This is a genomic window from Mesorhizobium subarcticum, assembly GCF_055456085.1.
Genome location: NZ_CM144237.1, coordinates 6375947 through 6398870, shown reverse-complemented (window position 1 = coordinate 6398870; position 22924 = coordinate 6375947). Strand labels below are relative to the sequence as shown.

18 protein-coding genes and 1 pseudogene are annotated in these 22924 nt (G+C 63.4%); 9 read left to right on the top strand and 10 right to left on the bottom strand.

Annotated elements, in window-relative coordinates; all coding sequences use genetic code 11:
* Positions 1–12: 12 nt before the first annotated feature.
* Together cydB and ACZYHG_RS31270 are read right to left on the bottom strand one after the other, a co-directional pair.
* Positions 13–1161 (bottom strand): cytochrome d ubiquinol oxidase subunit II, encoded by a 1149-nt coding sequence (gene cydB / locus ACZYHG_RS31275; protein ID WP_464611880.1) that lies wholly within the window; start codon positions 1159–1161, stop codon positions 13–15.
* Between the two features lie 17 nt (positions 1162–1178).
* Positions 1179–2762, bottom strand: coding sequence for a cytochrome ubiquinol oxidase subunit I (locus ACZYHG_RS31270; protein ID WP_464611879.1), 1584 nt, complete (start codon positions 2760–2762; stop codon positions 1179–1181).
* A 150-nt stretch (positions 2763–2912) separates the two neighbouring features.
* Between ACZYHG_RS31270 and cydD the strand changes: the two genes are divergently transcribed.
* Entirely contained in the window at positions 2913–4685 is a 1773-nt protein-coding gene (gene cydD, locus ACZYHG_RS31265) for a thiol reductant ABC exporter subunit CydD (protein WP_464611878.1), read from the top strand.
* A complete protein-coding gene (gene cydC, locus ACZYHG_RS31260; RefSeq protein ID WP_464611877.1) occupies positions 4682–6337 on the top strand; it encodes a thiol reductant ABC exporter subunit CydC in 1656 nt (551 codons plus the stop codon). The genes cydD and cydC overlap by 4 nt, the downstream gene beginning before the upstream one ends.
* Positions 6338–6361: 24 nt before the next feature.
* Here the strand turns inward: cydC and ACZYHG_RS31255 are convergent.
* A pseudogene (locus tag ACZYHG_RS31255) lies at positions 6362–6628 on the bottom strand (helix-turn-helix domain-containing protein); the annotation flags it as partial.
* Between the two features lie 230 nt (positions 6629–6858).
* Between ACZYHG_RS31255 and ACZYHG_RS31250 the strand changes: the two are divergent.
* From ACZYHG_RS31250 to ACZYHG_RS31225, 6 genes are all read left to right on the top strand, one after another.
* A complete protein-coding gene (locus ACZYHG_RS31250) occupies positions 6859–8049 on the top strand; it encodes an acetate/propionate family kinase (protein WP_464611876.1) in 1191 nt (396 codons plus the stop codon).
* Entirely contained in the window at positions 8049–10670 is a 2622-nt protein-coding gene (mgtA, locus tag ACZYHG_RS31245) for a magnesium-translocating P-type ATPase (protein WP_464611875.1), read from the top strand. Before ACZYHG_RS31250 ends, mgtA begins: the two co-directional genes overlap by 1 nt.
* Positions 10667–13063, top strand: a complete 2397-nt coding sequence (locus tag ACZYHG_RS31240) for a phosphoketolase family protein (RefSeq protein WP_464611874.1) — start codon at positions 10667–10669, stop codon at positions 13061–13063. Before mgtA ends, ACZYHG_RS31240 begins: the two co-directional genes overlap by 4 nt.
* A gap of 186 nt (positions 13064–13249) precedes the next feature.
* Complete coding sequence (locus tag ACZYHG_RS31235) at positions 13250–14257, top strand: Acg family FMN-binding oxidoreductase (protein ID WP_464611873.1); 1008 nt, start codon at positions 13250–13252, stop codon at positions 14255–14257.
* A gap of 41 nt (positions 14258–14298) precedes the next feature.
* Positions 14299–14622, top strand: coding sequence for a hypothetical protein (locus ACZYHG_RS31230; RefSeq protein ID WP_464611872.1), 324 nt, complete (start codon positions 14299–14301; stop codon positions 14620–14622).
* An 11-nt stretch (positions 14623–14633) separates the two neighbouring features.
* Complete coding sequence (locus ACZYHG_RS31225) at positions 14634–15350, top strand: DUF6920 family protein (protein ID WP_464611871.1); 717 nt, start codon at positions 14634–14636, stop codon at positions 15348–15350.
* Positions 15351–15438: 88 nt separating this feature from the next.
* Here the strand turns inward: ACZYHG_RS31225 and ACZYHG_RS31220 are convergent, their stop codons facing one another.
* The 4 genes from ACZYHG_RS31220 to ACZYHG_RS31205 all read right to left on the bottom strand — a co-directional run bounded on the left by ACZYHG_RS31220 (position 15439) and on the right by ACZYHG_RS31205 (position 18643).
* The gene (locus ACZYHG_RS31220) at positions 15439–16185 is read right to left on the bottom strand and encodes an SDR family NAD(P)-dependent oxidoreductase (protein WP_464611870.1); all 747 of its coding nucleotides are present in this window, start codon (positions 16183–16185) and stop codon (positions 15439–15441) included.
* A 5-nt stretch (positions 16186–16190) separates the two neighbouring features.
* Positions 16191–16967, bottom strand: a complete 777-nt coding sequence (locus ACZYHG_RS31215; RefSeq protein ID WP_464611869.1) for an SDR family NAD(P)-dependent oxidoreductase — start codon at positions 16965–16967, stop codon at positions 16191–16193.
* Positions 16964–17089, bottom strand: coding sequence for a hypothetical protein (locus tag ACZYHG_RS31210; RefSeq protein ID WP_464611868.1), 126 nt, complete (start codon positions 17087–17089; stop codon positions 16964–16966). Before ACZYHG_RS31210 ends, ACZYHG_RS31215 begins: the two co-directional genes overlap by 4 nt.
* A 228-nt stretch (positions 17090–17317) precedes the next feature.
* Positions 17318–18643, bottom strand: coding sequence for an NAD(P)/FAD-dependent oxidoreductase (locus ACZYHG_RS31205; RefSeq protein ID WP_464611867.1), 1326 nt, complete (start codon positions 18641–18643; stop codon positions 17318–17320).
* A 223-nt stretch (positions 18644–18866) separates the two neighbouring features.
* Here ACZYHG_RS31205 and ACZYHG_RS31200 point away from each other — a divergent pair, with 223 nt between their 5' ends.
* Positions 18867–19343 (top strand): Lrp/AsnC family transcriptional regulator, encoded by a 477-nt coding sequence (locus ACZYHG_RS31200; protein ID WP_027033867.1) that lies wholly within the window; start codon positions 18867–18869, stop codon positions 19341–19343.
* 129 nt (positions 19344–19472) lie between these two features.
* On the opposite strand, the gene ACZYHG_RS31195 is transcribed toward ACZYHG_RS31200, so the two are convergent.
* Genes ACZYHG_RS31195 through ACZYHG_RS31185 form a run of 3 tightly spaced genes read right to left on the bottom strand, consistent with a single transcriptional unit; the run spans position 19473 to position 22923 of the window.
* Complete coding sequence (locus tag ACZYHG_RS31195; RefSeq protein WP_464611866.1) at positions 19473–21128, bottom strand: ABC transporter ATP-binding protein; 1656 nt, start codon at positions 21126–21128, stop codon at positions 19473–19475.
* A complete protein-coding gene (locus ACZYHG_RS31190; protein ID WP_464611865.1) occupies positions 21125–21970 on the bottom strand; it encodes an ABC transporter permease in 846 nt (281 codons plus the stop codon). Before ACZYHG_RS31190 ends, ACZYHG_RS31195 begins: the two co-directional genes overlap by 4 nt.
* A 2-nt stretch (positions 21971–21972) precedes the next feature.
* Positions 21973–22923 carry an ABC transporter permease gene (locus ACZYHG_RS31185; protein WP_027059577.1) on the bottom strand — a complete coding sequence of 317 codons (951 nt, stop codon included), beginning with the start codon at positions 22921–22923 and terminating at the stop codon, positions 21973–21975.
* Position 22924: the final 1 nt, after the last annotated feature.

The following is a 22924-nucleotide window of genomic DNA, read 5'->3' as shown; positions in this document are numbered from 1 at the left end:
CGTTCAAATCCTTCAGTAGGCGTTCGGGTTGCGGTCAATCGAAGTGGCCGTGACGGTGCCGCGCATGACCCGGTAGACCCATGCGGTGTAGGCCAGAATGATCGGCAGGAAGACGATGGTCGCCAGCAGCATGACGAACAGGGTCAGATGACTGGAGGACGCATCCCAGACTGTCAGGCTGGCGTTGGGGTTGAGCGAGCTCGGCAGCAGGAAGGGAAACAGCGACAGGCCAGCGGTCGAGATGATGCCCACGATGGCCAGAGTGCTGCCGAGAAGGGACGTTTTCCAGGCCTGGCTCTTCAAACCGGCATACGCGACGAGCGGGCCAAGCAGGCCGATGGCTGGCGCGATGAGCATCCAGGGGTGGGCACCATAGTTGCTGAGCCATGCGCCGGTGCTCGTCGTCACCATTTTGTTGAGCGGATTCGATGGGCCGAGCGGATCCTGCACGCTGGTGACCACATAGCCGTCCATCAAGAACGACACCCATAGTCCTGCAAGAGCGAACAGCACGATGCTGGCGACAGCGGCATAGCGGCCATAGACCCTTGCCCGCAGGGCGACCATGCCTTCGGTTCGCGCCGCGATGATAACAGCGCCGTGCGTCACCAGCATGGCGACGCTGAGCAGACCGGACACCAGCGCGAAGGGCCGCAACAGGCCGAAGAAGTTTCCAGCGTAAGAGGGCCTGAGTGTGGCATCGAGGTTGAAAGGGACACCAAGCAGGACATTGCCGACCGCGACACCGAAGATCAGCGCCGGCACGAAGCCACCGATGAACAGTGCCCAGTCCCAGGTAGCGCGCCAGCGCGGATCCTTGATCTTGCCGCGGAACTTGAATGCGACCGGTCGCAATATCAGCGCCAGCAGCACTGTGATCATCGCCAGGTAGAAGCCGGAGAAGGATGCGGCATAGAGTGCCGGCCAGGCTGCGAAGATGGCGCCACCACCGAGCACAAGCCAGACCTGGTTGCCTTCCCAGGTCGGGCCGAGCAGGTTGATCAGGACGCGCCTTTCCCCGTCGGAGCGGGCGACGAACGGCAGAAGCGCACCGACGCCAAGATCGTAACCGTCCATGACGGCAAAACCGATCAGGAGGACGCCGAGCAGAAGCCACCAAATCAGCCTGAGGGTTTCGTAATCGAGGGGGATCGAGTTCATGGTTGCGTGCTCCTCGCTCAGCGTTCGGGATGGGCGAATGCGCCCTGGGGGATTTGGACCGCGCCATCCGCGCCATCGGTGATGACATCTTGCTGGCTGGGGCCGGCCTTGATGGTTTTGACCATCAGGATGACCATGACGATCAGCAGGCTGGTGTAGAGCGTCAGGAAGAAACCCAGGCTGATTGCGAGGTCGGTCAACGTCAGCCCCGACGCGGCGTAGAAGGTGGGAAGTACACCTTCGATCGCCCAGGGCTGCCGGCCATATTCCGCCACCAGCCAGCCGGACTCGATCGCGATCCAGGGGACTGGCAGGCTGAACAGTGCGATCCTGAGCAGGATGCGGTTCTCGCCGAGCTTGTTGCGGGCGCTCAGCAGGAAGGCGGTGGCGAAGAACAGGATCATGTAGAAGCCGAGGCCGACCATGATCCGAAAACTCCAGAACAGGGTGGCGACGTCGGGGATGGTATCGAGCGCGGCCTTGTGGATGTCCTCGGGCGTTGCAGCCTGCACATCGTCGCGATAGCGCTTGAGCAGAAGCGCATAGCCAAGATCGTGCCAATTCTGCGCGAAGTCCGCGCGCGCCACCTTGTCGGCAGGGTTCTTGCGGATCGCGTCGAGATCGGCCGATGCGATGATGCCGTTGCGGATGCGTTGTTCGGCGTGATCGACGAGCTGATGGATGCCGGGGAGTTCGGTGTTGAGGCTGCGCGTGGTGACCAGGCCCAGTACCCAGGGGATCTTGACCTCGAACCGGTTGCCGTCCTTGCCGGGAATGGCAAAGAGCGTGAGGCTGGCCGGCGCGGGTTCCGTGTCCCACATGGCTTCGAGTGCAGCAATCTTCATCTTCTGCTGTTCGGTTGCGACATAGCCGCTTTCGTCGCCAAGCACGACGACTGAGAGCGCCGAAGCGAAGCCGAAGCTGGCCGCGACCACCATCGATCGCTTGGCGAGCTCGATATGCTTTCCACGCAAAAGGAAGAATGCGCTGATGGCCATCATGAACATGGCGCCGGTGGTGTAGCCAGCGCTCACCGTGTGGACGAATTTGGCTTGCGCCACCGGATTGAAGATCACGGCCATGAAATCGGTGACCTCCATCCGCATCGTATCGGGATTGAAGACGGAGCCGACGGGGTTCTGCATCCAGCCATTGGCGATCAGGATCCACAGCGCCGAGAAATTGGCGCCGAGCGCGACCAGCCAGGTCACGGCGAGGTGGCCGACCCTCGGCAGCCTGTCCCATCCGAAGAAGAACAGGCCGATGAACGTCGCCTCGAGGAAGAAGGCCATCAGCCCCTCGATGGCGAGCGGTGCGCCGAAAACGTCGCCGACATAATGGCTGTAGTAGCTCCAGTTCATGCCGAACTGGAATTCCATGACGATGCCCGTCGCGACGCCCATGGCGAAATTGATGCCGAACAGCGTGCCCCAGAACAGTGTCATGCGCCGCCAGATATCGCGGCCTGTCATGACATAGACGCTCTCCATGATGGCCATCAGGAAGGAAAGGCCGAGCGTCAGCGGCACGAACAGAAAATGGTACATCGCGGTGGCCGCGAACTGCAGCCGTGAAAGGTCGACAACGGTGAAATCGATCATGCCTGCCTGTCCCGATTGATGCCGGCCGGTTGCCGGGCGTCTCTTCAGCTAGGCCGTGGCGATGGGGCCGGCATTGATTTCGATCAAAGCGATCAGGCGCGCCTGCGGGCAAGAGCTAACGACATGCGCCGCGACATCAGGACAAACGGAATGCAGCAGACAGATTCAACGCAAGTCGACGCTATCCGTGACCAGGGGCGCTGGATGATGCGTCTGTGGCGGCATGCGCGCGCGCCGATGGTTGTCGCGATCACACTGCCTCTGATCTCGGGCCTGCTGCTTGTCGGGCAAGCCTATCTGCTTGCTTCGGCTCTGCATCGCGCGATCGTTGAGGGCGCTTCGCCGCATGCCCTGCTCACACCCGTCCTTGGCGTTGCCAGCCTCTTCGCCGTTCGTATCGGGCTTGCGATCGTCGCGGAACGCTGCGGCATCGTGGCCGCCGAGCGCATCAAGTTCTTTCTGAGATCCGCGTTTCACGCGACCCTGCTGGATCACAGGCCCGACTGGACGGCCGCCCGGTCGTCAGGAGCACTGAGCTCGGCGATCATCGACCAGATCGAGGCCCTGGATGGATTTCTTGTCCGCTTCCTGCCGGCGATGGTGCAGGCGGCGATCCTGCCGCTCGCCTTCGCCGTCATGGTTCTGCCCTTCGACTGGGTCGTGGGCCTGCTCTTTCTTGTCACCGCACCGATGATTCCGCTTTTCATGGCATTGGTCGGCTGGGGCGCCGAAGCCGCCAGCCGGGCGCAAGCCGAAGCGTTCACGCGTCTGTCAGGCCTGTTCGCCGATCGCTTGCGCGCCATTGTGACTCTCAAGCTTTTTGGCCGGGCCGAGAGCGAGACCCGCACGGTGATGCTGGCGAGCGAAGGTCTGCGCCTGCGCACCCTGGCTGTCCTCAGGATCGCCTTTCTGTCGTCCGCGGTCCTGGAGTTTTTCGCGGCACTCGGGGTAGCAGGCGTGGCGTTGTATGTCGGCCTGACTTTGCTCGGTTTTGTCGATCTCCGCCTTTCGGTGCTAACGCTCCAGGCGGGTCTGTTCTGTCTGCTGATGGCGCCGGAAGTCTATCAGCCATTGCGGCTGCTGGCGGCGCACTATCATGACCGTGCCGCCGCCAAGGCGGCCGTGGGCGAACTGGCCAAGCAGTTCGACGGCTTGCCGGAATTCGACGTGCCGAAAGCAATCCTCCAGCCGACTTCAGACAACCATTCTGCCGCGCCAATCAGCGTGGATATGAACAGCATTACCTTGCGGACCCCGGACTTTCGCCGTCTTGTCATCGACAAAACGTCGCTCCTGATCCCCGCCGGACGGCATGTGGCGCTGGTCGGCGAGAGCGGCATCGGCAAGTCGACGCTGCTCGAGGCCGTTGCCAACATGCGGGCTTTCGAGGGCACGATCCGGCTTGACGGTCAGGGCCTTGCTGCCATCGCCGAGCCTGAACTGCGGGCGCGCGTCGCCTTTCTTGGACAGCGCCCCCGCTTGTTCCATGGCACCATCGCCGAGAACATCAGGCTGGGCCGCAGGTCCGCCAGCGATGCCGAAGTGAACGAAGCCGCCCGGCGCGCCGCGGTCCTGCCTTTCGCGACCCAGTTGCCGGATCGCCTCGATACGCTGATCGGGGAGGGCGGGATCGGGCTTTCAGGTGGAGAGGCGCATCGCGTGGCGCTCGCCCGGATTTTCCTGCGCGATCCCGGGCTCATTCTTCTCGATGAGCCAACCGCGCATCTCGATGCCGAGACCGAGACCGAGGTGCTCGATGCCCTGATGGCCTTCGCCGCCGGCCGGACGATGATCGTTGCAACCCATTCGGCGGTCGTCGCCGCGCGAATGGACAGCGTTTACAGGATTGTCGGGGCCAAGGTCCTTTCGGGGCCGCATGTGCGGGCCGCACGGCCGGCAGCGGCATTGAGGAGCGTGGCATGACCGCATTCTGGTTCTTCCGCCCCCTGTTCAAGCGCCATGCCGCGCGACTGGCGTGGACGCTGCTGTTGTCGCTCATCACGCTCGCCGCCGGCATCGCGCTTCTTTCCGTCTCCGGCTGGTTCTTGACGGCCGCGGCGCTGACGACGGCCGCCGCGAGTTTCAATCTGTTTGGTCCGTCCTCGCTGATACGCGGGCTGTCCTTCATTCGCATCCTGTCGCGCTATGGCGAGAAGGTCTTCGGGCACGACGCAACGCTCCGCCTGCTGGCCGATCTGCGGGGATGGCTGTTTGCCAGCCTGTTTCCACGCGTGCCGCTGGCCGATCGCAGCCTTCGTCACGGCGATCTCGTCAGCCGCCTGACCGCCGACGTCGATGCGCTGGATACGGTATTTCTCGTCGCCATCGGCCCAATGCTCGCCGCGCTCTTGCTTGGATCGGCCATGGCGACCGCGCTCTGGGTTTTCATCCCGGCGGCGGGCGTTTCCTATGCGATATTGGTTGGCCTCGCTATAGTGGCTGTGCCCGCCGTGCTGGTACTGGCATCGCGTCGCATGGGGACAGAGCTGGTCGAGGCGTCCGCCGCCGCACGCATCGCCGTGCTGGATGGCATTGACGGTCATGCCGACCTGATAGCCTTTGGCGAAACCGCGACCGCGAGGGCATCCTTCGCTGGCTCGGCGGCACGGCTCGCTTCCGCGCGCCGACGATTGGGGATGGCTGGCACGCTGGCGGCAGCGGCCACCCAGGCGCTTGCCGGTGCCGCGATGGTCAGCGTGCTCTGGTTCGGCATTGCGGCCGTTCATGCCGGAACGATCGGCGGGCCATTGCTCGCGGGTCTGCTGCTGGGCACCATTGCCAGCTTCGAAGCAACCGGCGCGGTCGTCCGTGGCGTGGCGAGATTGGGCGTGTCCGCCGCCGCCGCCGCTAGGCTCAAAGCCATCTCAACCAGCAAACCCATGGTCAATGACCCGGTCCGCCCGCAACTCTTGCCCACCGGCGACGTGTGCTTTGAAAGCGTCGTCTTCGGACATGACCCTCGACGCCCTGTGTTGCGTGGCCTCGATCTGTCCGTAAAGCAGGGTAGCCGTGTCGCGATCATCGGTCCGAGCGGTTCGGGAAAGTCGACCGTTCTTGCTCTGCTGTTGCGCCTGTACGATCCGCAGGCCGGCACGATTTCCATCGGCGGCGCGGACATCCGCACCGTCGCCCAGGGGGATCTGCACAAGAAGGTTTCGTTGTTGAGCCAGGACTCGCCTGTTGTGCTGGGGACGATCCGCGAGAACCTTTTGATCGGCCGTGCCGATGCAAGCGACGCCGCACTCTGGCATGCGTTGGCCAGTGCCCGACTTGCGGATTTCGTGCGTGGGCTGCCCGAAGGGCTCAGCGCATTTGTCGGCGAGACTGGGCGAACCCTCTCCGTCGGCCAGGCACGTCGGCTTTGCCTGGCGCGGACGCTGCTGTCGCAAGCGGAGATCCTCGCCTTTGATGAGCCGACATCGGGTCTCGACCGGGAAGCAGAGCTGGCATTCCTGGCCGATCTCAACACGGCAACGGCCGGGCGCACCGTCATTCTTGCCACGCACGCCGCACTGCCGCTGGGTGCGGCTGATCACATATTTCGTATGATGGATGGACGGTTGGAGACTGCTTGAGAAACCGTGTCGACGGCAGAGCGACTATTCGCCCATGCCATGCCATGCATCCCATTTCGCGATTTCAACGGTGCGCAAGGACGGAAGCCTGATGATGCCTCTCTCCTTGAGCTTCAAGAAGATGCGCGACACTGTCTCGATGGTCAGGCCTAGATAGTCGCCAATGTCGGTGCGCGACATGAGAAGCTCGACGTGGCTGAGTCCGCCCTGGCGTTCCGCCATATCGACAAGGAATGCCGCGACACGCTCGATGGAATTTTGCCGACCGAGCACCAGGAGATGCTCCTGAGCCCCGGAGTGGGCATCGATCACGATCAACGAAGAGGGCCGTCAAAGGCACCGTGACGAAAGCGCATGTTCTTGACCGGCGTCAAAGCGTTGGCCGTTGGCAGGTGCTTTTCATAGCCGCACACCTAAGGGCGTCGCCACACAGAAACGCCTTCAGGGCAACCTAATCGTCACCCAGCCGTTGCTGATGGCAAGTTCGCGTCGCGCGAGCAGAACAGTGATCAGATCCTACCATGACCGGTCCTGTTCTCCTGACATTCAATCCCGGATCCTCGACGATCAAGCTGGGCTTGTTCGAGATGAAGGCGAATGTGCCGCATCGCCTTGGAAAAGGTGTCATCGACCTACGCCATCTCCCGCTCTCGCTTCAGATAGCCGAGGGTCCGACCGTCGCGGATATTCCGCTCAAGGCGGCCGTTTCCGACGATCTGCACGAAGTCATCGAAGAAACCCTCGGCTGGTTGGCGCACCATTTTTCAGTGAATGCGCTGGCTGCGGTTGGACACCGCGTCGTTCATGGCGGCGACCGGTTCGCTGGGCCTGAGGCGATCACCGACGAGACGCTCGCTGCAATCGAGGCGCTGGTGCCCCTGGCGCCGCTGCACCAGCCACAGAGCGTTCGCTTGATTAAGGCAATCCGGCATCTGCGGCCCGGCCTGCCTCAAGTCGCATCTTTCGATACGGCCTTCCATCGCAGCCAGAGCGATCTCGTGCGCCGCTTCGCGCTACCGCGTTCGCTCTTTGACGAGGGCATCAAGCGCTATGGCTTTCACGGCCTCTCGTACAAATACATTGCCGCGCAACTGCGGCAGGTCGCGCCGGACATCGCCAGCCGCCGCATCGTTGTGGCGCATCTGGGCAGCGGCGCAAGCCTGTGTGGACTTGAAGGCGGCGTCAGCCGCGACACCAGCATGGGGTTCTCGACGCTGGACGGCATCCCGATGGCAACACGTTGCGGAAATCTCGATCCGGGCGTGCTGATCCATCTGGTGAAGCAACGCGGCCTGTCGATCGAGGCGGTTGAGGACATGCTCTACCACCGCTCCGGGCTGCTCGGCGTTTCCGGCATCAGCGCCGACAGCCGCGATCTGATCGGCAACGACTCATCGGCTGCTCGCGAGGCACTGGACCTGTTTGCCTTCCGCATCGCCCGCGAGACGACGGCAATCGCCAACACGCTGGGCGGGCTCGACGGCATCGTCTTTACCGCCGGTATAGGCGAGCATCAACCCCAGATCCGAGCAGCCGTCTGCAGTCATCTTGCCTGGCTCGGCGTTGCCATCGATCCCGTGGCGAATGCCGCGAACGCGACGCGGATCGAGGCGCCGGACGCCAGGGTAGCCATCCTCGTCATTCCAACCGACGAAGAACAAGTCATAGCCGAGGAAACCTGTTCCGTTTTCCAGGCAGCAAAGGCGCGTTGATGATCTCGGCAGCCAATCTCGCGAACAAGCCCGCACGGGAAATACGCCCCGATAACCTCGCTGCGTTCTGGACGCGCACGCCGGATTTTCTCTACACGGCTCTTCATTGTGGTGGCGACGGCCTGAGCTCAGCGGATGCCGAAGCCAGGCTTGCCCAATATGGTCCCAACAGCGATGCGGCGGCGAAGACCGACGATTTGTGGCGCGCGATCCTGCGACGTCTTCTCGAGCCGCTTTCGCTGATCCTGCTGGCGGCGGGCATAGTGTCGTTGGCGACGGGCGACGTGATCGGAGGCGGGATCATCGTCGCGATTCTTGTCCTTTCGATCGGCCTGGATACCGTGCAGGAGGGACACGCGGTCAAGGCGGCCGAAGTGCTGCGGCGTTCCGTGGCGCTGAAGGCCGAAGTCAAGCGAGACGGCTCCTTTCGCCAGATCGACGTCGAAAACGTCGTCCCGGGCGACATCCTGCGCGTCCGTGCCGGCGACATCATTCCCGCGGACGCCCTGATCCTCGACAGCACGGCCTGCACCGCCGGCGAGGCGGCGCTGACCGGTGAACCTTATGCGGTCGAGAAGCGTTCGGGCGTGGTCACGGCGACAAGTCCCGGTGAAGCGTCTAATGCCTTGTTCCGGGGCGCGGTCACGCAGACCGGTGAAGCGATAGCGCTCGTCGTCGGGACCGGCCGGTCGACTGTGTTTGGCGCCGCCGCGTCGGCACTCGCCGAGGCGCAAGCTCCATCGCCGTTCGAGCGCGATCTCCATCAGTTCGGCCTCGTCATCGCGAGGCTGAGCCTGGCGCTGGTGGTTGTCGTCCTTGCCACCCGCGTGCTGCTTGGCCGCTCGGTGCTGGACTCGGTCCTGTTCGCGGTGGCGCTTGGCGTCGGCCTGACGCCCGAGCTTCTGCCAATGATCACGACCGTCACCCTGTCGCGTGGCGCGATGAGGATGGCGCGGCGCAAGGTCATCGTCAAAAGGCTTGCCACGATCCATGACCTTGGCGCGATGACGGTGCTGTGCACGGACAAAACCGGCACGCTGACCTCGGCGGAGATCACGCTTGCCCGCAGTCTCGACCCGGCCGGCAGCGAGGATCCGCGCGCCGCCCGGCTCGGCGCCATCGCGGCCGATCTCGGTGGCGATCGCGGGTCGCTCGATGCGGCGCTGACCCAGGGCTCGGCCGATGCATCGCGGGACTGGACCCTGTCGGGCCGGCACGCCTTCGATTTCAGCCGGCGGCTGGGTTCCGTGCTTGCTGCTGGTCCCGACGGTCTGTTGCTGATCGTCAAGGGCGCGCCGGAAGCGGTTCTGGCGCTTTGTTCTTCGCAGCGAGCCGGAGACACGTCCATACGGATGGGGGAGCCTGAACGAGCTCAGGCGATCGAACGGGTTCATGCCCTGGCAGGCGATGGTTTGAGAACAATCGCCGTGGCCTCTCGCCCATGGTCGGGATCGACCCATGACGTGGGATCGGCCGACGAGGTAAACCTCGTTTTCGAGGGGCTATGCGCCTTCGCTGACCCGCCCAAACCTACTGCCGCTGCCGCGATAGCCCGCCTTGCAAATGCCGGTGTCAGGCTGAAGATCCTGTCCGGAGACGATCCGGTTGTGGTCAAGCGACTTGCGGGACTTGTCGGCCTAAATGCCGGGAAAGTCCTGTCCGGCGCCGACGTCGTGGCGTTGAGCGATGAAGCGCTCGCGGTCCAGGTCCAGTCGGTCGACGCCTATGGACGACTGGCGCCGGACCAGAAATCCCGGATCATAAAGGCGCTGCAGGCCAGGGGCGCCATTGTCGGCTATCTCGGCGATGGCATCAACGACGCGCCAGCACTCAAGGTTGCCGACATCGGCCTCTCGGTCGACGGAGCAAGCGGCGTGGCGCAGGCCGCCGCCGACATGATCCTCCTGGCATCCGACCTCGAAGTCGTGGCCGACGGCGTCGAGGAGGGCCGGCGGACATTCGCCAATATCCTCAAATACGTGCGCATGGGCGCCAGTTCGAATTTCGGCAACATGCTGTCGATGGCGGTCGCGGCCATGGCACTGCCATTCCTGCCCATGCTGCCGACGCAGATCCTCTTGAACAACCTGCTCTACGACCTCTCCGAACTCGGCATTCCATTCGACGGCGTTCGAGCCGAAGCCACGGCGCGGCCGCAGGTTTGGGACATGCGCGGCCTGATGCGGTTCGCCGGCGTCATGGGACCGCTCTCCTCGCTGTTCGATTTCCTGACCTTCGGGGCGTTGCTGCTGATCTTCCATACCTCCGCGGCGGAGTTCCGCACCGCCTGGTTCCTGGAATCCATGGCGACGCAAATCCTCGTCATCTTCATCATCCGCACCAATGGCCGGCCTTGGCAGGATCTTCCCCGCTTGCCCCTGGCGGCTTCCTCGCTCGTGGCATTGGTCGTTGCCATGGTTCTGCCGTTCACGCCTCTGGGCCTCTGGTTTGGTTTTGAAACGCCTTCCGTGCCCATGCTGGCAGGCATCGGCGCCATCGTGATCGCCTACCTCGTGTCGGCGGAACTGTTGAAACCTCTGGCCGTCGGCCCGGCATCGCGCGCCCGGACGGGATCCACGCGTGACCATTCATTTTTGACGACATCAGGAGCATCGCAATGACAGTACATAAACCTCAGGGTTTGGCGACAGACGCAACTGTTCTGGAGCCGGATACGCTCAAGCTCATGCACGCCTGGTGGCGCGCGGCGAATTACCTGTCGGTGGGACAGGTCTATCTCCTCGACAATCCGCTCCTGCGTGAACCTCTCAAACTCGAGCACGTCAAGCCGCGCCTGCTCGGCCATTGGGGGACGACGCCAGGCCTGAACTTCATCTATGTCCATCTGAACCGGGTCATCAAGGCGAGGGATCTCGACGTCCTGTTCATCGCCGGCCCCGGACATGGCGCGCCAGGTATCGTCGCAAACACCTATCTCGAGGGCGCCTACAGCGAGCTCTATCCCGACATCTCCCGGGACGAGGACGGATTGCGCCGCCTTGTGCGGCAATTCTCGTTTCCGGGTGGCATTCCAAGCCATGCTGCGCCCGAGACTCCCGGCTCGATCCATGAAGGCGGTGAACTCGGCTATTCGCTTGCGCATGCCCACGGCGCCGTCCTCGACAATCCCGATCTGATCGTTGCCTGTGTTGTCGGCGACGGCGAAGCCGAGACCGGCCCGCTGGCGGCATCATGGCACTCCAACAAGTTCCTCAATCCGGCGGCCGATGGCGCGGTGTTGCCGATCCTGCACCTGAACGGCTTCAAGATCGCCAACCCGACGGTGCTGGCGCGCATTTCCCCGGAGGAATTGGAGGCTCTCTTTCGCGGCTACGGCTACGACCCGATCTTCGTCGAAGGCGAAGAGCCGGAGATCATGCACCAGAAGATGGCGGCGGCCATGGACGAGGCCTTCCAGCGGATAAAACAGATCCAGGATGACGCGCGCAAAGCCGGCGTCTCCGCGCGCCCGCGCTGGCCGATGATCGTTCTGCGCAGCCCCAAGGGCTGGACCGGGCCGAAGACAGTCGATGGCCTCAAGACCGAGGGCTCCTGGCGTTCACACCAGGTGCCGTTCAGTGACATGACCAAGCCGGGGCATCTCAAACTGCTGGAAGACTGGCTGCGCAGCTACCAGCCGCTGGAATTGTTCGACGAGACTGGACGGTTGCAGGCCGAGATCGCGGCGCTGGCGCCTGCCGGCAACAGGCGCATGAGCGCCAATCCGCACGCCAATGGCGGCGCCCTGAAACGTCCGCTGCGTTTACCCGACTACACCAGCTATGCGGTTGCCGTGGCGTCTCCGGGCGCTGCTGAGGCCGAGGCGACGCGGGTGATGGGAACATTCCTGCGCGATGTGATGAAGGCCAATGATGCGACGCGCAACTTCAGGGTTTTCGGGCCCGACGAGACGGCCTCCAACCGCCTACAGGCACTCTTTGAAGTCACCAACCGTGCCTGGGATGCGAGCGCCACATCGGAGGACGATCATCTGGCACCTTCGGGACGCGTCATGGAGGTGCTCAGTGAGCATCTTTGCCAGGGTTGGCTGGAAGGCTATCTGCTGACCGGACGCCATGGGTTGTTTTCCTGCTACGAGGCCTTCATCCACATCATCGATTCGATGTTCAACCAACATGCGAAATGGCTGAAGACCTCGCGCGACGTGCCATGGCGGCAGCCGATCGCGTCCTTGAACTACCTGCTCACGTCCCATGTCTGGCAGCAGGACCACAATGGCTTCAGCCATCAGGACCCGGGCTTCATCGACCACGTCGTCAACAAGAAGGCCGATACCGTCCGCGTCTACCTGCCGCCGGATGCCAACACGCTGCTCTACGTCACCGACCACTGTCTCAGAAGCTGGGATCGGATCAACGTCATCGTCGCGGGCAAGGCGCCGGCGCCGCAATGGCTCGACATGGATGCGGCAATCAAGCACTGCACGCAAGGCATCGGCATCTGGGAATGGGCCAGCAACGACCGCGGTGGCGAACCGGACGTGGTGATGGCCTGCGCCGGCGATGTGCCCACGGTCGAGACGCTTGCCGCCGTCGACCTGCTTCGTGGGTACATTCCGGATCTGAAAGTGCGGGTCGTCAACGTCGTTGACTTAATGACCCTGCAGCCAAAGTCCCAGCATCCGCATGGTCTCACGGACAGCGATTTCGACGGATTGTTCACCAAGGACAAGCCGGTGATCTTCGCCTATCACGGCTATCCCTGGCTCATTCATCGTCTGGCATACAAGCGCACCAATCACGACAACATGCACGTTCGTGGCTACGAGGAAGAAGGCTCGACGACGACCACCTTCGACATGGTCGTCCGCAACAGGCTCGACCGCTTTCATCTTGTCGCCGACGTGATCGACCGGGTGCCAAGGCTTGGCGCGGCGGCCGTCTACGCCAAGCAAGCGATCCGCGACAAGCTGGTCGAGCACGATCGCTACATCCGAAAGCACGGCGTCGACATGCCGGAGATCCGGGACTGGCGATGGTCCGCCAATTCCTAGGGCACAGTCGATTTTGCGAGTTAACTCATTTGAAGACACCGCACCGGTCGTTGTTGGCCGCTTCGCGATTGTCGAAGACAGATCGGCCACAAAGCGATGAACAGGCGGCAATATCTGGTTGGCGGAGGCGCCCTGATCGTGGCCGGTGTCGGAGCAACCTGTTTGGGGCTCCGAAGCATGGGGTCGATGGCGGAATACAACGCCTCCGTGGCCGCGACCCGCTTAGCTTTGGAACAAGCGCCGGGGATGAGCGACCTGATCCGCTACGCGACGCTCGCGGCGAACAGCCACAACACCCAACCGTGGCAGTTCAAGATCAGTGATGTCGGGATAGAAATCCTGCCCGACATGGCGCGACGGATCGCGATCGTCGACCCGGACAATCATCATCTGTTTGCCAGTCTCGGTTGCGCTGCGGAAAACCTGGCCATCGCCGGCAGCGCGCGTGGAAAGCCGGGCGAACTCAGTTTCAACCCGGCGAATGACGGTGCCGTTATGTTCGCGTTCGGCAGCGGGTCGCCTTTAGAGCCGGAGCTGTTCGATGCGATCCCGAAACGGCAATCGACACGTGGCGACTATGACGGCAAAGCCATCAGCAGCGGCGATTTGCGGACGCTTTCTGCTGCGGCCACCCTGCCGGGCATCGATCTCGTTCTTATCACGGATCGGCCACGGATCGACCGCGTGCGCGACCTGGTCGTCGCGGGCAACAATGCGCAGATCGCCGACGCCGCGTTCGTGCGGGAACTGAAGACCTGGCTGCGCTTCAGCCCCCGGCAAGCGATCGCAACCGGTGACGGTCTCTTCAGCGCATCAACCGGCAATCCCGCCCTTCCGGAATGGCTTGGTCGGGTCATGTTCGATCTCGTTTTCAAAGCCAAAGCCGAGAACGAAAAATACGCTCGACATCTCGCCTCTTCGGCCGGCGTCGCCGTCTTCGTCGCCCAAAAGGAAGACCGCGAGCATTGGGTTCTGGCAGGCCGCGCCTGCCAGCGCTTCGCGTTGCAGGCCACCGCGCTCGGCCTTAAGCATGCTTTCATCAATCAGCCGGTCGAAGTCGCAGGCCTGCGGCCGGAACTGGCGACGCTTGTCGGCATGCCCGGGCGACGTCCCGACCTCGTCATGCGCTTCGGTTACGGAGCAGCACTCCCCTTCTCGGCGCGCCGGCCAGCGGAAAGTGTAATCATATCTTGAACGCTCCCGTTCAGAGCCCACCCGCATCGGCGGCACGGCTCGTGACAATCAAGGCCATTCACACTGTCGTCTGGGCTTTTTTCGTCGCATGCATCCTCGTGATCTGGGTGTCCGCCTTGCGGGGCGACTTTTTCCAAGCGGCGCTGTCGATCGGCGTCGTCCTGGTAGAGGTGCTCGTGCTGGTCCTGAACGGATGGCAATGCCCCCTCACATCCGTCGCTGCGGGTTACACCGGCGACCGACGCGATAACTTCGACATCTATCTTCCGGAATGGCTCGCGCGTCACAACAAGCTGATCTTCGGGACCCTCTATGTGGGCGGGATAGCGGCCACGCTCGCGAGGTGGAGCAGTGAGTCAACATAGAGGAAGGCCGCATGATGGCTGAGGATGATCTTCTGATCAGGAAGCGGTTGCCAGCCGCTGTCTATGACCTGGCCCGCCGACTCGGCGCCAGTCCCGAGATGAGCCGAACGACGGTCAAGCTCAAGCAAACCGGACGGATGAAACAGCGGCTTGGCGCCACGTCCTGGATGTCATTTTCCGCAACACAAACAGTCTCCACGTGCGAATGTGCCTTCGACTGGCGGGCACGGTTTGGTCCCTTCGGTATGATCTCGGTGCGCGATGCGTTGAAGGGCGGCCAGGGGCGGCTGGATGTCATGGCGCTCGGGGTCATCCCGATCGCCCGCGCCGAGCACTCGTCGGCGCTGATGCGCGGCGAGCTGATGCGATATCTTGCAGAACTTGCCTGGGCGCCCGACGCTATTCTCTTCAATACCACCCTGCGTTGGCGTGAAGACGGTCCCGACAGGCTGGCCGTGAGCGCCGGCGTAGGAGAGACAGCGGCCGAAGTCACGCTCAGCCTCGACAGTGACGGAAGGATTGCCGGTGCGTTTGCGCCCGATAGGCCGCGTGCGGCCACGGCACCAATCCTGCCAACTCCGTGGCGCGGCCGTTTCTCCGACTATCGTCGTCACGGCAATATGTGGCTTCCGTTTGCCGGAGAGGTCGCCTGGGAAATCGACGGGAAGGAAACCGTCTACTGGCAGGGTCGGATCGAACGTTGGGACGCGTCCAACGATAGTGTTTGATCTGTGCGATTTTATCACTTCCGCGCCGGCCCGGCGTCCGGCTTCAGCAATCCGGCGTGCGCTGCCGCGATTTTAGGTGGTTTGCAAATCAATAGGTGGCGCGACCGCCTGACAGATCGAAGACCGATGCGGTGGTAAAACTGTTTTCCTTGGAGACCAGCCAGGCGACCATGTTTGCCGCCTCGTCGACTTCCAGGAACCGAGCACGCGGGATCTTGGACAGCATGTAGTCGATATGCTCCTGTTTCATCTGGTCGAAGATCGGCGTGCGCGCAGCCGCCGGCGTGATGCAGTTGACCGCTATGTCGTAGCCGGCAAGCTCCTTGCCCAGCGACTTGGTCAGCCCGATGACGCCCGCCTTGGACGCCGAGTAGGCCGAGGCGTTGGGATTGCCTTCCTTGCCGGCGATCGAGGCGATGTTGACGATGCGGCCGTAATTGCGCGCCTTCATCGCCGGCACGACGGCGCGGTTGACGTGAAAGGTGCCGTTGAGATTGATGTCGATGACGCGCCGCCAGGCGTCGAGCGGGTACTCATCGAGTGTGTGGTTGGGGCCGGCTATCCCTGCCGAATTGACCAGGATCGAGACGGCTCCTGTTTCCTTTTCGGTGCGGGCGTGCGCGGCAAGCACTGCCTCGGCATCGGTGATGTCGACCACGACTGCACTGGCCGCATCGCCGAGCCCAGCAACCGCCGTCGCCAGCTTCGCCTCGTTCATGTCCCACAGGCTCACCTTTGCGCCCGATGCGATCATCCGCCTGGCAAAGGCCAGGCCCAGTCCCTGCGCTCCGCCGGTCACGACGGCGGCCTGTCCTTCAAGATCTATTCTGTTCATTCCGTTCAATCCCTGGCGTTGTTCGATAGGTCCGCGGCGACGCGCTCTTGCAGCCCCGGCTGCCGCACATCGACATAGTCGCCGGCAAGGTCGTCGGCCAAACCGGTTGCAAGCCAGGCGATCATCTGCGCCGCGCGCTCTGGCGGGTCGAGGTTTTCGCGGGGAATGTCGGAGACCGCATTGATCCTGGCGTCGCGGATGGCGGCTTGCATGCCGGTGTCGACGAGTCCGGGCGCAAGGGCGAATCCCAAGATGCCGCTGGCTTCGCCTTCGAGTGCGATCGACTTTGTCAGCATCAGCAAGGCCGCCTTGGAGGCGCAATAGGCGGCCCAGCCGGACATGGCGTGATTTGCCGCGCCGCTGACGATGTTGACGATACGGCCGCCGCTGAAATGCGGCCATAGCGCTGTCGTCAAGGCGGCCGGGCCGCTGACATTGATGGTCAGCGCGGCATCGAAAGCCTTGGCGTCGAGCTCGGCGAGACGCGCCATTGGCGCAATCGTCGCGGCATTGTTGACGAGAATATCGATGCACCCATGCAGTTTGAGGGCTTCGGCGACGCGATACGGGATCGCATCCAGATCCGCGACGTCGAGCATGAAATCGCAAGCCTTGCCGCCGGCCACTGTCACGGCATCGACAACCGCGCCGCAATCTCCGGCTTGGCGCCCGGAGGCAATGACGGTGGCGCCAAGCCCCGCCAGGGCAGCCACGGTCGCGGCACCGAGTCCGGTCCGCGCGCCGGTGACCAGCGCGACTTTCCCCTCCAGCAGACGCTTCACTTCGACGGTCCCCGCAAGCCGGCTTCCCGCACCGCGTCAGCGGCAGGGGTCGCGGCATAGGCCTGGAAGCCGCCGGTGATGTTGATGAGTTCGCCGGTCACGAAGCTGGTGTCCGGCCCCATCAGCCACGCCACCGGGCCGGCCACGTCCCCCGGCCTGCACCATACCATCTACATGTTATACCAGCATACCAGATAGGCAAGCCGGTACCGGAACTCGCTGATGCGTTGACGAGAGCGAAACGCGGCCGATCGTTTCGTCGTCCTTAGCTTTGGCCAGTCGGGCCGGTTCCGCCGGCAAGGGTAACGGGATTCCGGAGAGCATGTCTGGCTGTCGGAACGGATCGCGTCTTAGAAGTCGGCGACCTTCCCCCAGGCTGAAGCGTCGAAGCGCCTGGGATCATAGGATTGCGGATCGACGATCGGGTGCGACCCGGTCATCAGATCGGCGACGAGGTGCCCGGCGCCAGGCCCGATGCCGAAGCCATGCCCCGAGAACCCGGCAGCCAGGAAGAAACCTGGAACGGTATTGATCTCGCCGATGGCAGGCACGCCGTCCGGAGTGCTGTCGATGTAGCCGGCCCACGTCGCGCTGATCCTGGTCTGGCGCAGTGCCGGCAGCAGCTCGAGCGCCCGGGCGTGGGCCAGGCGGATGGTTGCCTGGTCCGGAACCGGGTCGAGGATGCGCATCCGCTCCATCGGTGTCTGCTGGTCGAGCCGCCAGTGTCGGAGCGTTTCGTGGCCCGAGCGCATGCCCTGCAGGCCGCCTGGCGCGAGGCTGCGCCACCGCTTCAGAAACATGGGCAGGAACTGCGAGGAGAACCGCAACTGCTGCGGCGTCACGTCCACACGGCCGCGTCCACTAATGGCGAGCGTGTAGCCGCCGTCGCTGCGACGCGTGACCGAGATCCCTTTCGTGTGCAGCGCATCCGGCAGACCTTCCGCGCCTGGCGAGACGGACAGAATGGAGGAGCGGATCGACGCCTGCGGAAAACGGAAACCGAACTGCCGGCAAAAGGAGGAGGCCCAAGCGCCGCCGGCCAGCACCGCCACCTTGGTCCGGATCGTTCCGCTTTCGGTGACCACGCCGCTCAGGCGCCCGCCTTCGGTCTCGATACCGCGCGCGGCGCAATTCTGGTGGACGGAGCCACCGAGCTTGAGGATGGCGCGGGCGACCGCGGGCGCGGCCCGCGACGGATCGGCGGTGCCGTCGGTCGGTGAGAAGACGCCGCCCTTCCAGGTCCGGCCCGTGGCGCGGCCCCGCTCGCTGGCTTCGGCGCTGTCGAGCATGTGCGTGGTGACGCCGGCCGTCCTGGCGAAGTCACGCCATCGTGCCCAGCCAGCCAGTTCCGCCTCGTCATTGCTGAGATACAGCAGGCCGCAGCGGCGAAAGCCGGTGTCTTCACCGGTTTCCGCCGCAAAGCTGCCCCACAGGTCGATGCTTCTTGTTGCCATCGGCAACTCGCGGGCGTCGCGGTTCTGCTGGCGGCACCATCCCCAGTTCCGCGAGGACTGCTCGGCGCCGATGCGGCCCTTTTCGACAAGCGCGACCTTCAGGCCACGCCGTGCCATGTAATAGGCCGCGAAGATGCCGACGATGCCGCCGCCGATCACCACCGCGTCGGCGGATTTCGGCAGTTCGCCGGATGTCTCGATTTGCTGCAGTGGTGCGCGCATGGTGTCTCTGCCTTGAAGCGCCAATCTACCGTGTTGCGCAGGCAGCCGCTGCCGCAGTTGCGGCCGAAGCAGAATTTTATTCCGTACGCTCGGGTAAAATCGGGAGCCGCTGCGTTCCAAAGCGCTGCCCGCTTGGATGGACAGGCCAACGGGCTGTGGTAGTGTCGATGGCTGTTGGTATGGCAGCATTTTGTGCTGCTGCATACGTTCTGCGGAGACGGCCATGAAACTGGATCGGATCGATATCAAAATTCTTCACGAATTGCAGAAGAACGGCCGCATTACTAACGTGGAACTGGCTGAGCTGGTGCATTTATCGCCGAGCCCGTGCCTGATGCGGGTCAAGAGACTGCAATCGGAGGGCTACATTGAGGGCTATTCCGCGCAGATCAATATCGGCAAGCTTGGCCAGACGCTGACCGTGTTCACCGAAATCACCTTGAAGAACCACCGCCAGGTGGACTTCGCCCGGTTTCTCGCTGTCGTGGAGAAGATCGACCAGGTCATCGAATGCCATCTGGTCTCGGGTGGCTACGACTATCTGATGAAATTCGTGACCGCCGGCATAGCCGAGTACCAGACCATCATGGAGCGGCTGACCGACATGGATATCGGCATCGACAAGTATTTCAGCTTCGTTGTGCTGAAGTCCCCCATCGTCAAGGCACATATGCCGCTGCCCAGCCTGTTTCCCCGGTAAGGCTCCGCCGTTTTTGGTCTTTGCTTTGATGCATGTCGTTGCCCCAGAACCGTGCACGTTCTAGGCGACATGCATTGGTTTTGACGCAATTCCGGACGGAAAACCGTTCACACTTTTCCTGGAATTGCTCTAGCGGTGGCCGTACTGGCTGACCAGCTCGGGGTCGCGGTCGAGGCCATCGAGCCATGTCGGGTCAAGCTTCGGCACTGAGGAGAACAGAAGCTTGGAATAGGGGTGGGTGGGCGCCTGCAGTCTGTCGGGCGTGATCTGCTCCACCCGCTGCCCATTATACATGACCATGATTTCGTCGCAGATCGCTTCGACGACGGAGAGGTCATGGCTGATGAAAATGTAGGAAAGGCCTAACTCGCGCTGCAGCTCCTTGAGCAGTTCGATCACGGCTGCCGCCACCACCGTGTCGAGCGCCGAGGTGATTTCGTCGCAGATGATGAGCTTGGGGTCGGCCGCCAAAGCGCGCGCGAAGTTCACGCGCTGCTTCTGGCCGCCGGAGAGCTCTGACGGATGGCGGTAACGCAGGCCCCTCGGCAGGCGCACCATGTCGAGCAGCTCGTCGACGCGCTTCGAGCGCGCCTGCCTGTCGAGCCGGTGATAGAAGGCCAGTGGGCGGGAGATGATGTCCTCCACCGGCTTGGCTGGATTGAGCGCGGTGTCGGCATACTGGAACACGATCTGCATCTCGCGCAGCTGGTCCTGGCTGCGCTTTCCTGCGGTGCGCTCCAGCTCCTTGCTGTCGAAAATGATGTCGCCGGCCGCCGCCGGATGAATGCCGGCGATGACACGCGCCAGCGTCGATTTTCCGCAGCCGGATTCGCCGATGACGCCGAGATTGCGCCCCTTCTCGACGACCAGGCTGACGGAATCGACGGCCCGGATCAGTGGCAGTCCGTTATCCCGTACCGCGCCATAGCCGGCGGTCACATTGTCGATACGCAGCAGCTCTTTCGTCCCGGCATCCGCGTCCGCATGGGCTTGCCGAGGCCTAGGTTCGAAGGCGGCCAGCAGTTCGCGCGTGTAGGGATGTTGGGCAGCCGAAAGGATCGCCGCCGTGGTGCCGGTCTCCTGCACTTCGCCGCCCTTCAGCACGACGATGCGGTCGGCGATCTGGGCGACGACCGCGAGATCGTGGGAAACGTAGACCCCAGCTATCCCGCCCGCCCGCATGACCGACTTGAAGGCCCTCAGCACGTCGATCTGCGTCGTCACGTCGAGTGCCGTCGTCGGCTCGTCGAAGATCATCAGCTTGGGATCGCCGATGAGCGCCATGGCCGCCGCCAGCCGCTGCAATTGCCCGCCCGAAACCTGGTGCGGATAACGCGCGCCGATCCCTTCCGGATCTGGCAACGACAAGGCCCGGAAGAGTTCGACCGCGCGCTGGCGGGCCTGCTCGGGTGGCATCAGGCCGTGGATCCGCGTGACCTCGATGACCTGCTCCATGATCGTCGACGAGGGGTTGAATGCGGCGGCGGCACTTTGTGGAACATAGGCAATGTCGGTGCCGCGCAACTTGGCACGTTCCTTTTCGGAAAGTGCCGCCATGTTCTTGCCGTTTACATTGATCTCGCCGCCGATGATCCGGCAGCCGGGCCGCGCATAGCCCATCAGCGAGAGCGCAACCGTCGTCTTGCCGGAGCCGCTCTCGCCGATCAGGGCGACAATCTCGCCGTCCGCGATGTCGAGGCTGACGCCCTTGATGATTTCGACAAGCCGTCCGGCGTCCGTCGTCGCCTGGATCCTCAGGTTCCTGACCTCGACGAGATTGGTCATGCGTCCCTGTCCCTGATCTTCTGCGGCAGGTTGTCGATCAGCAGGTTGACGCTGATGGTGAGGCTGGCGATCGCCAGCGACGGCACGATGACGGCGGGAGCCGCGAAGGGCAGGCCGCCGATGTTCTCGCGCACCAGCGCGCCCCAGTCGGCGAGCGGCGGCTGCAGGCCGAGCCCCAGGAAGGACAGGCCTGAGAGCAAGAGCACGATGAAGACGAAGCGCAGGCCGAAGTCGGCCAGCACCGGGCGCATGATGTTGGGCAGGATCTCGGACCCGATGAGATAGGCTGTGCTTTCACCGCGGACACGGGCGACGGTTATGAAGTCCATGGTGTTGATGTTGACCGCGAGCGCCCGCGCGAAGCGGTAGGCGCCCGGTATATAGATGACGGCGAGCGTCACGATCAACGCCGGGATCGACGAGCCGACCGCGGCGACGACCACAAGGCCGAACAGCTTGCTGGGGATGGAGTTCATGGCGTCGAGGAAGCGGCTGAGGCAGCTGTCGAGCCAGCCGCCGGTGACGGCCGCGATCATCCCCAGCACGACGCCTGAGAAGCAGGCGATGCAGACGGCCGCGAGCGATATGCCGACAGTGTAGCGCGCGCCCATCAGCACCCGCGAAAGCATGTCGCGCCCCAGATAGTCCGAGCCGAGCCATAGGCCCTGACGCATCGGGCCGAAATAGTCGTCGTCGACGATGTCGCCGATCGAATGGGGAATGATGGTGGGCGCGAAGATGGCGATCAGCGTCCACGCCAGGATGACCAGCGAGGCCACGACGCCCACGAGATTATAGCTGTGGCCCAGGAAGGATCGTCGGGAGGCTACGGCACGCGCCATCGTTATCTGAGCCTCGGGTTGGAAATGACGGCGATGATGTCGGCGGTCGTGATGAGGACGAGATAGCCGAGGCAGAAGATCATTGCGCAGCTCTGGATGAGCGGCAGGTCGCGGGTCGCGACCGCATCAACCATCAGCTTGGCAATGCCGGGATAGTTGAAGATCGTCTCCACGATGATGACGCCGCCGACCAGATAGGACAGCGACAGCGCAACCGCGTTGACGATCGGCCCGAGCGCATTGGGAAGCGCGTGCTTGAGCACCATGCGGCTGCGTGAGGCGCCCTTCAGAAGCGCCATCTCGACATAAGGTGTGGAGAGCGTTTCGATCACCGCGGCGCGGGTCATGCGGATCATCTGGGCGGAGATGACGAAGGTGAGCGTGATCACCGGCATTGCATAGATGCGCACGAGGTCGGTCAGCGAATGCGCCTCATTGACCGAGGACAGCGCCGGCAGCCATTTGAGATAGACGGCGAAAAGCAGGACCGCCAGCGTCGCGACCATGAATTCCGGGACGGAGATGATGCCGATCGAAAGAATGGTGACGGTGCGGTCATAGAAGGAACCGCGCAACATGGCGGCGGTGATGCCCAGCGTCAGTGCCAGCGGCACCGAGAGCAGTGTGGTGATGCCGGCCAGCTTCAGGGTGTTGACGAAGCGGCCGCCGATCAGTGCCGCGACCGGCATGTCATTGGCATAGGAGGTGCCGAGGTCGCCGTGGAGCAGACCGAGAAGCCAACGCAGGAAGCGCAGGATTGCAGGATCGTTGAGATGCATGGCATCGCGCAGGCCGGCGACGGCTTCCGGGGTCGCTGCCTGGCCGAGCAGGATCGACGCGGTGTCGCCGGGCAGCATGCTGGTGGCGAAAAACACGGCAAACAGAACGATCAGAAGCGTGACGACCGCAATCCCCAGCCGCTTCAGCACCAGGTTGAGAACCCCAGACGTCATG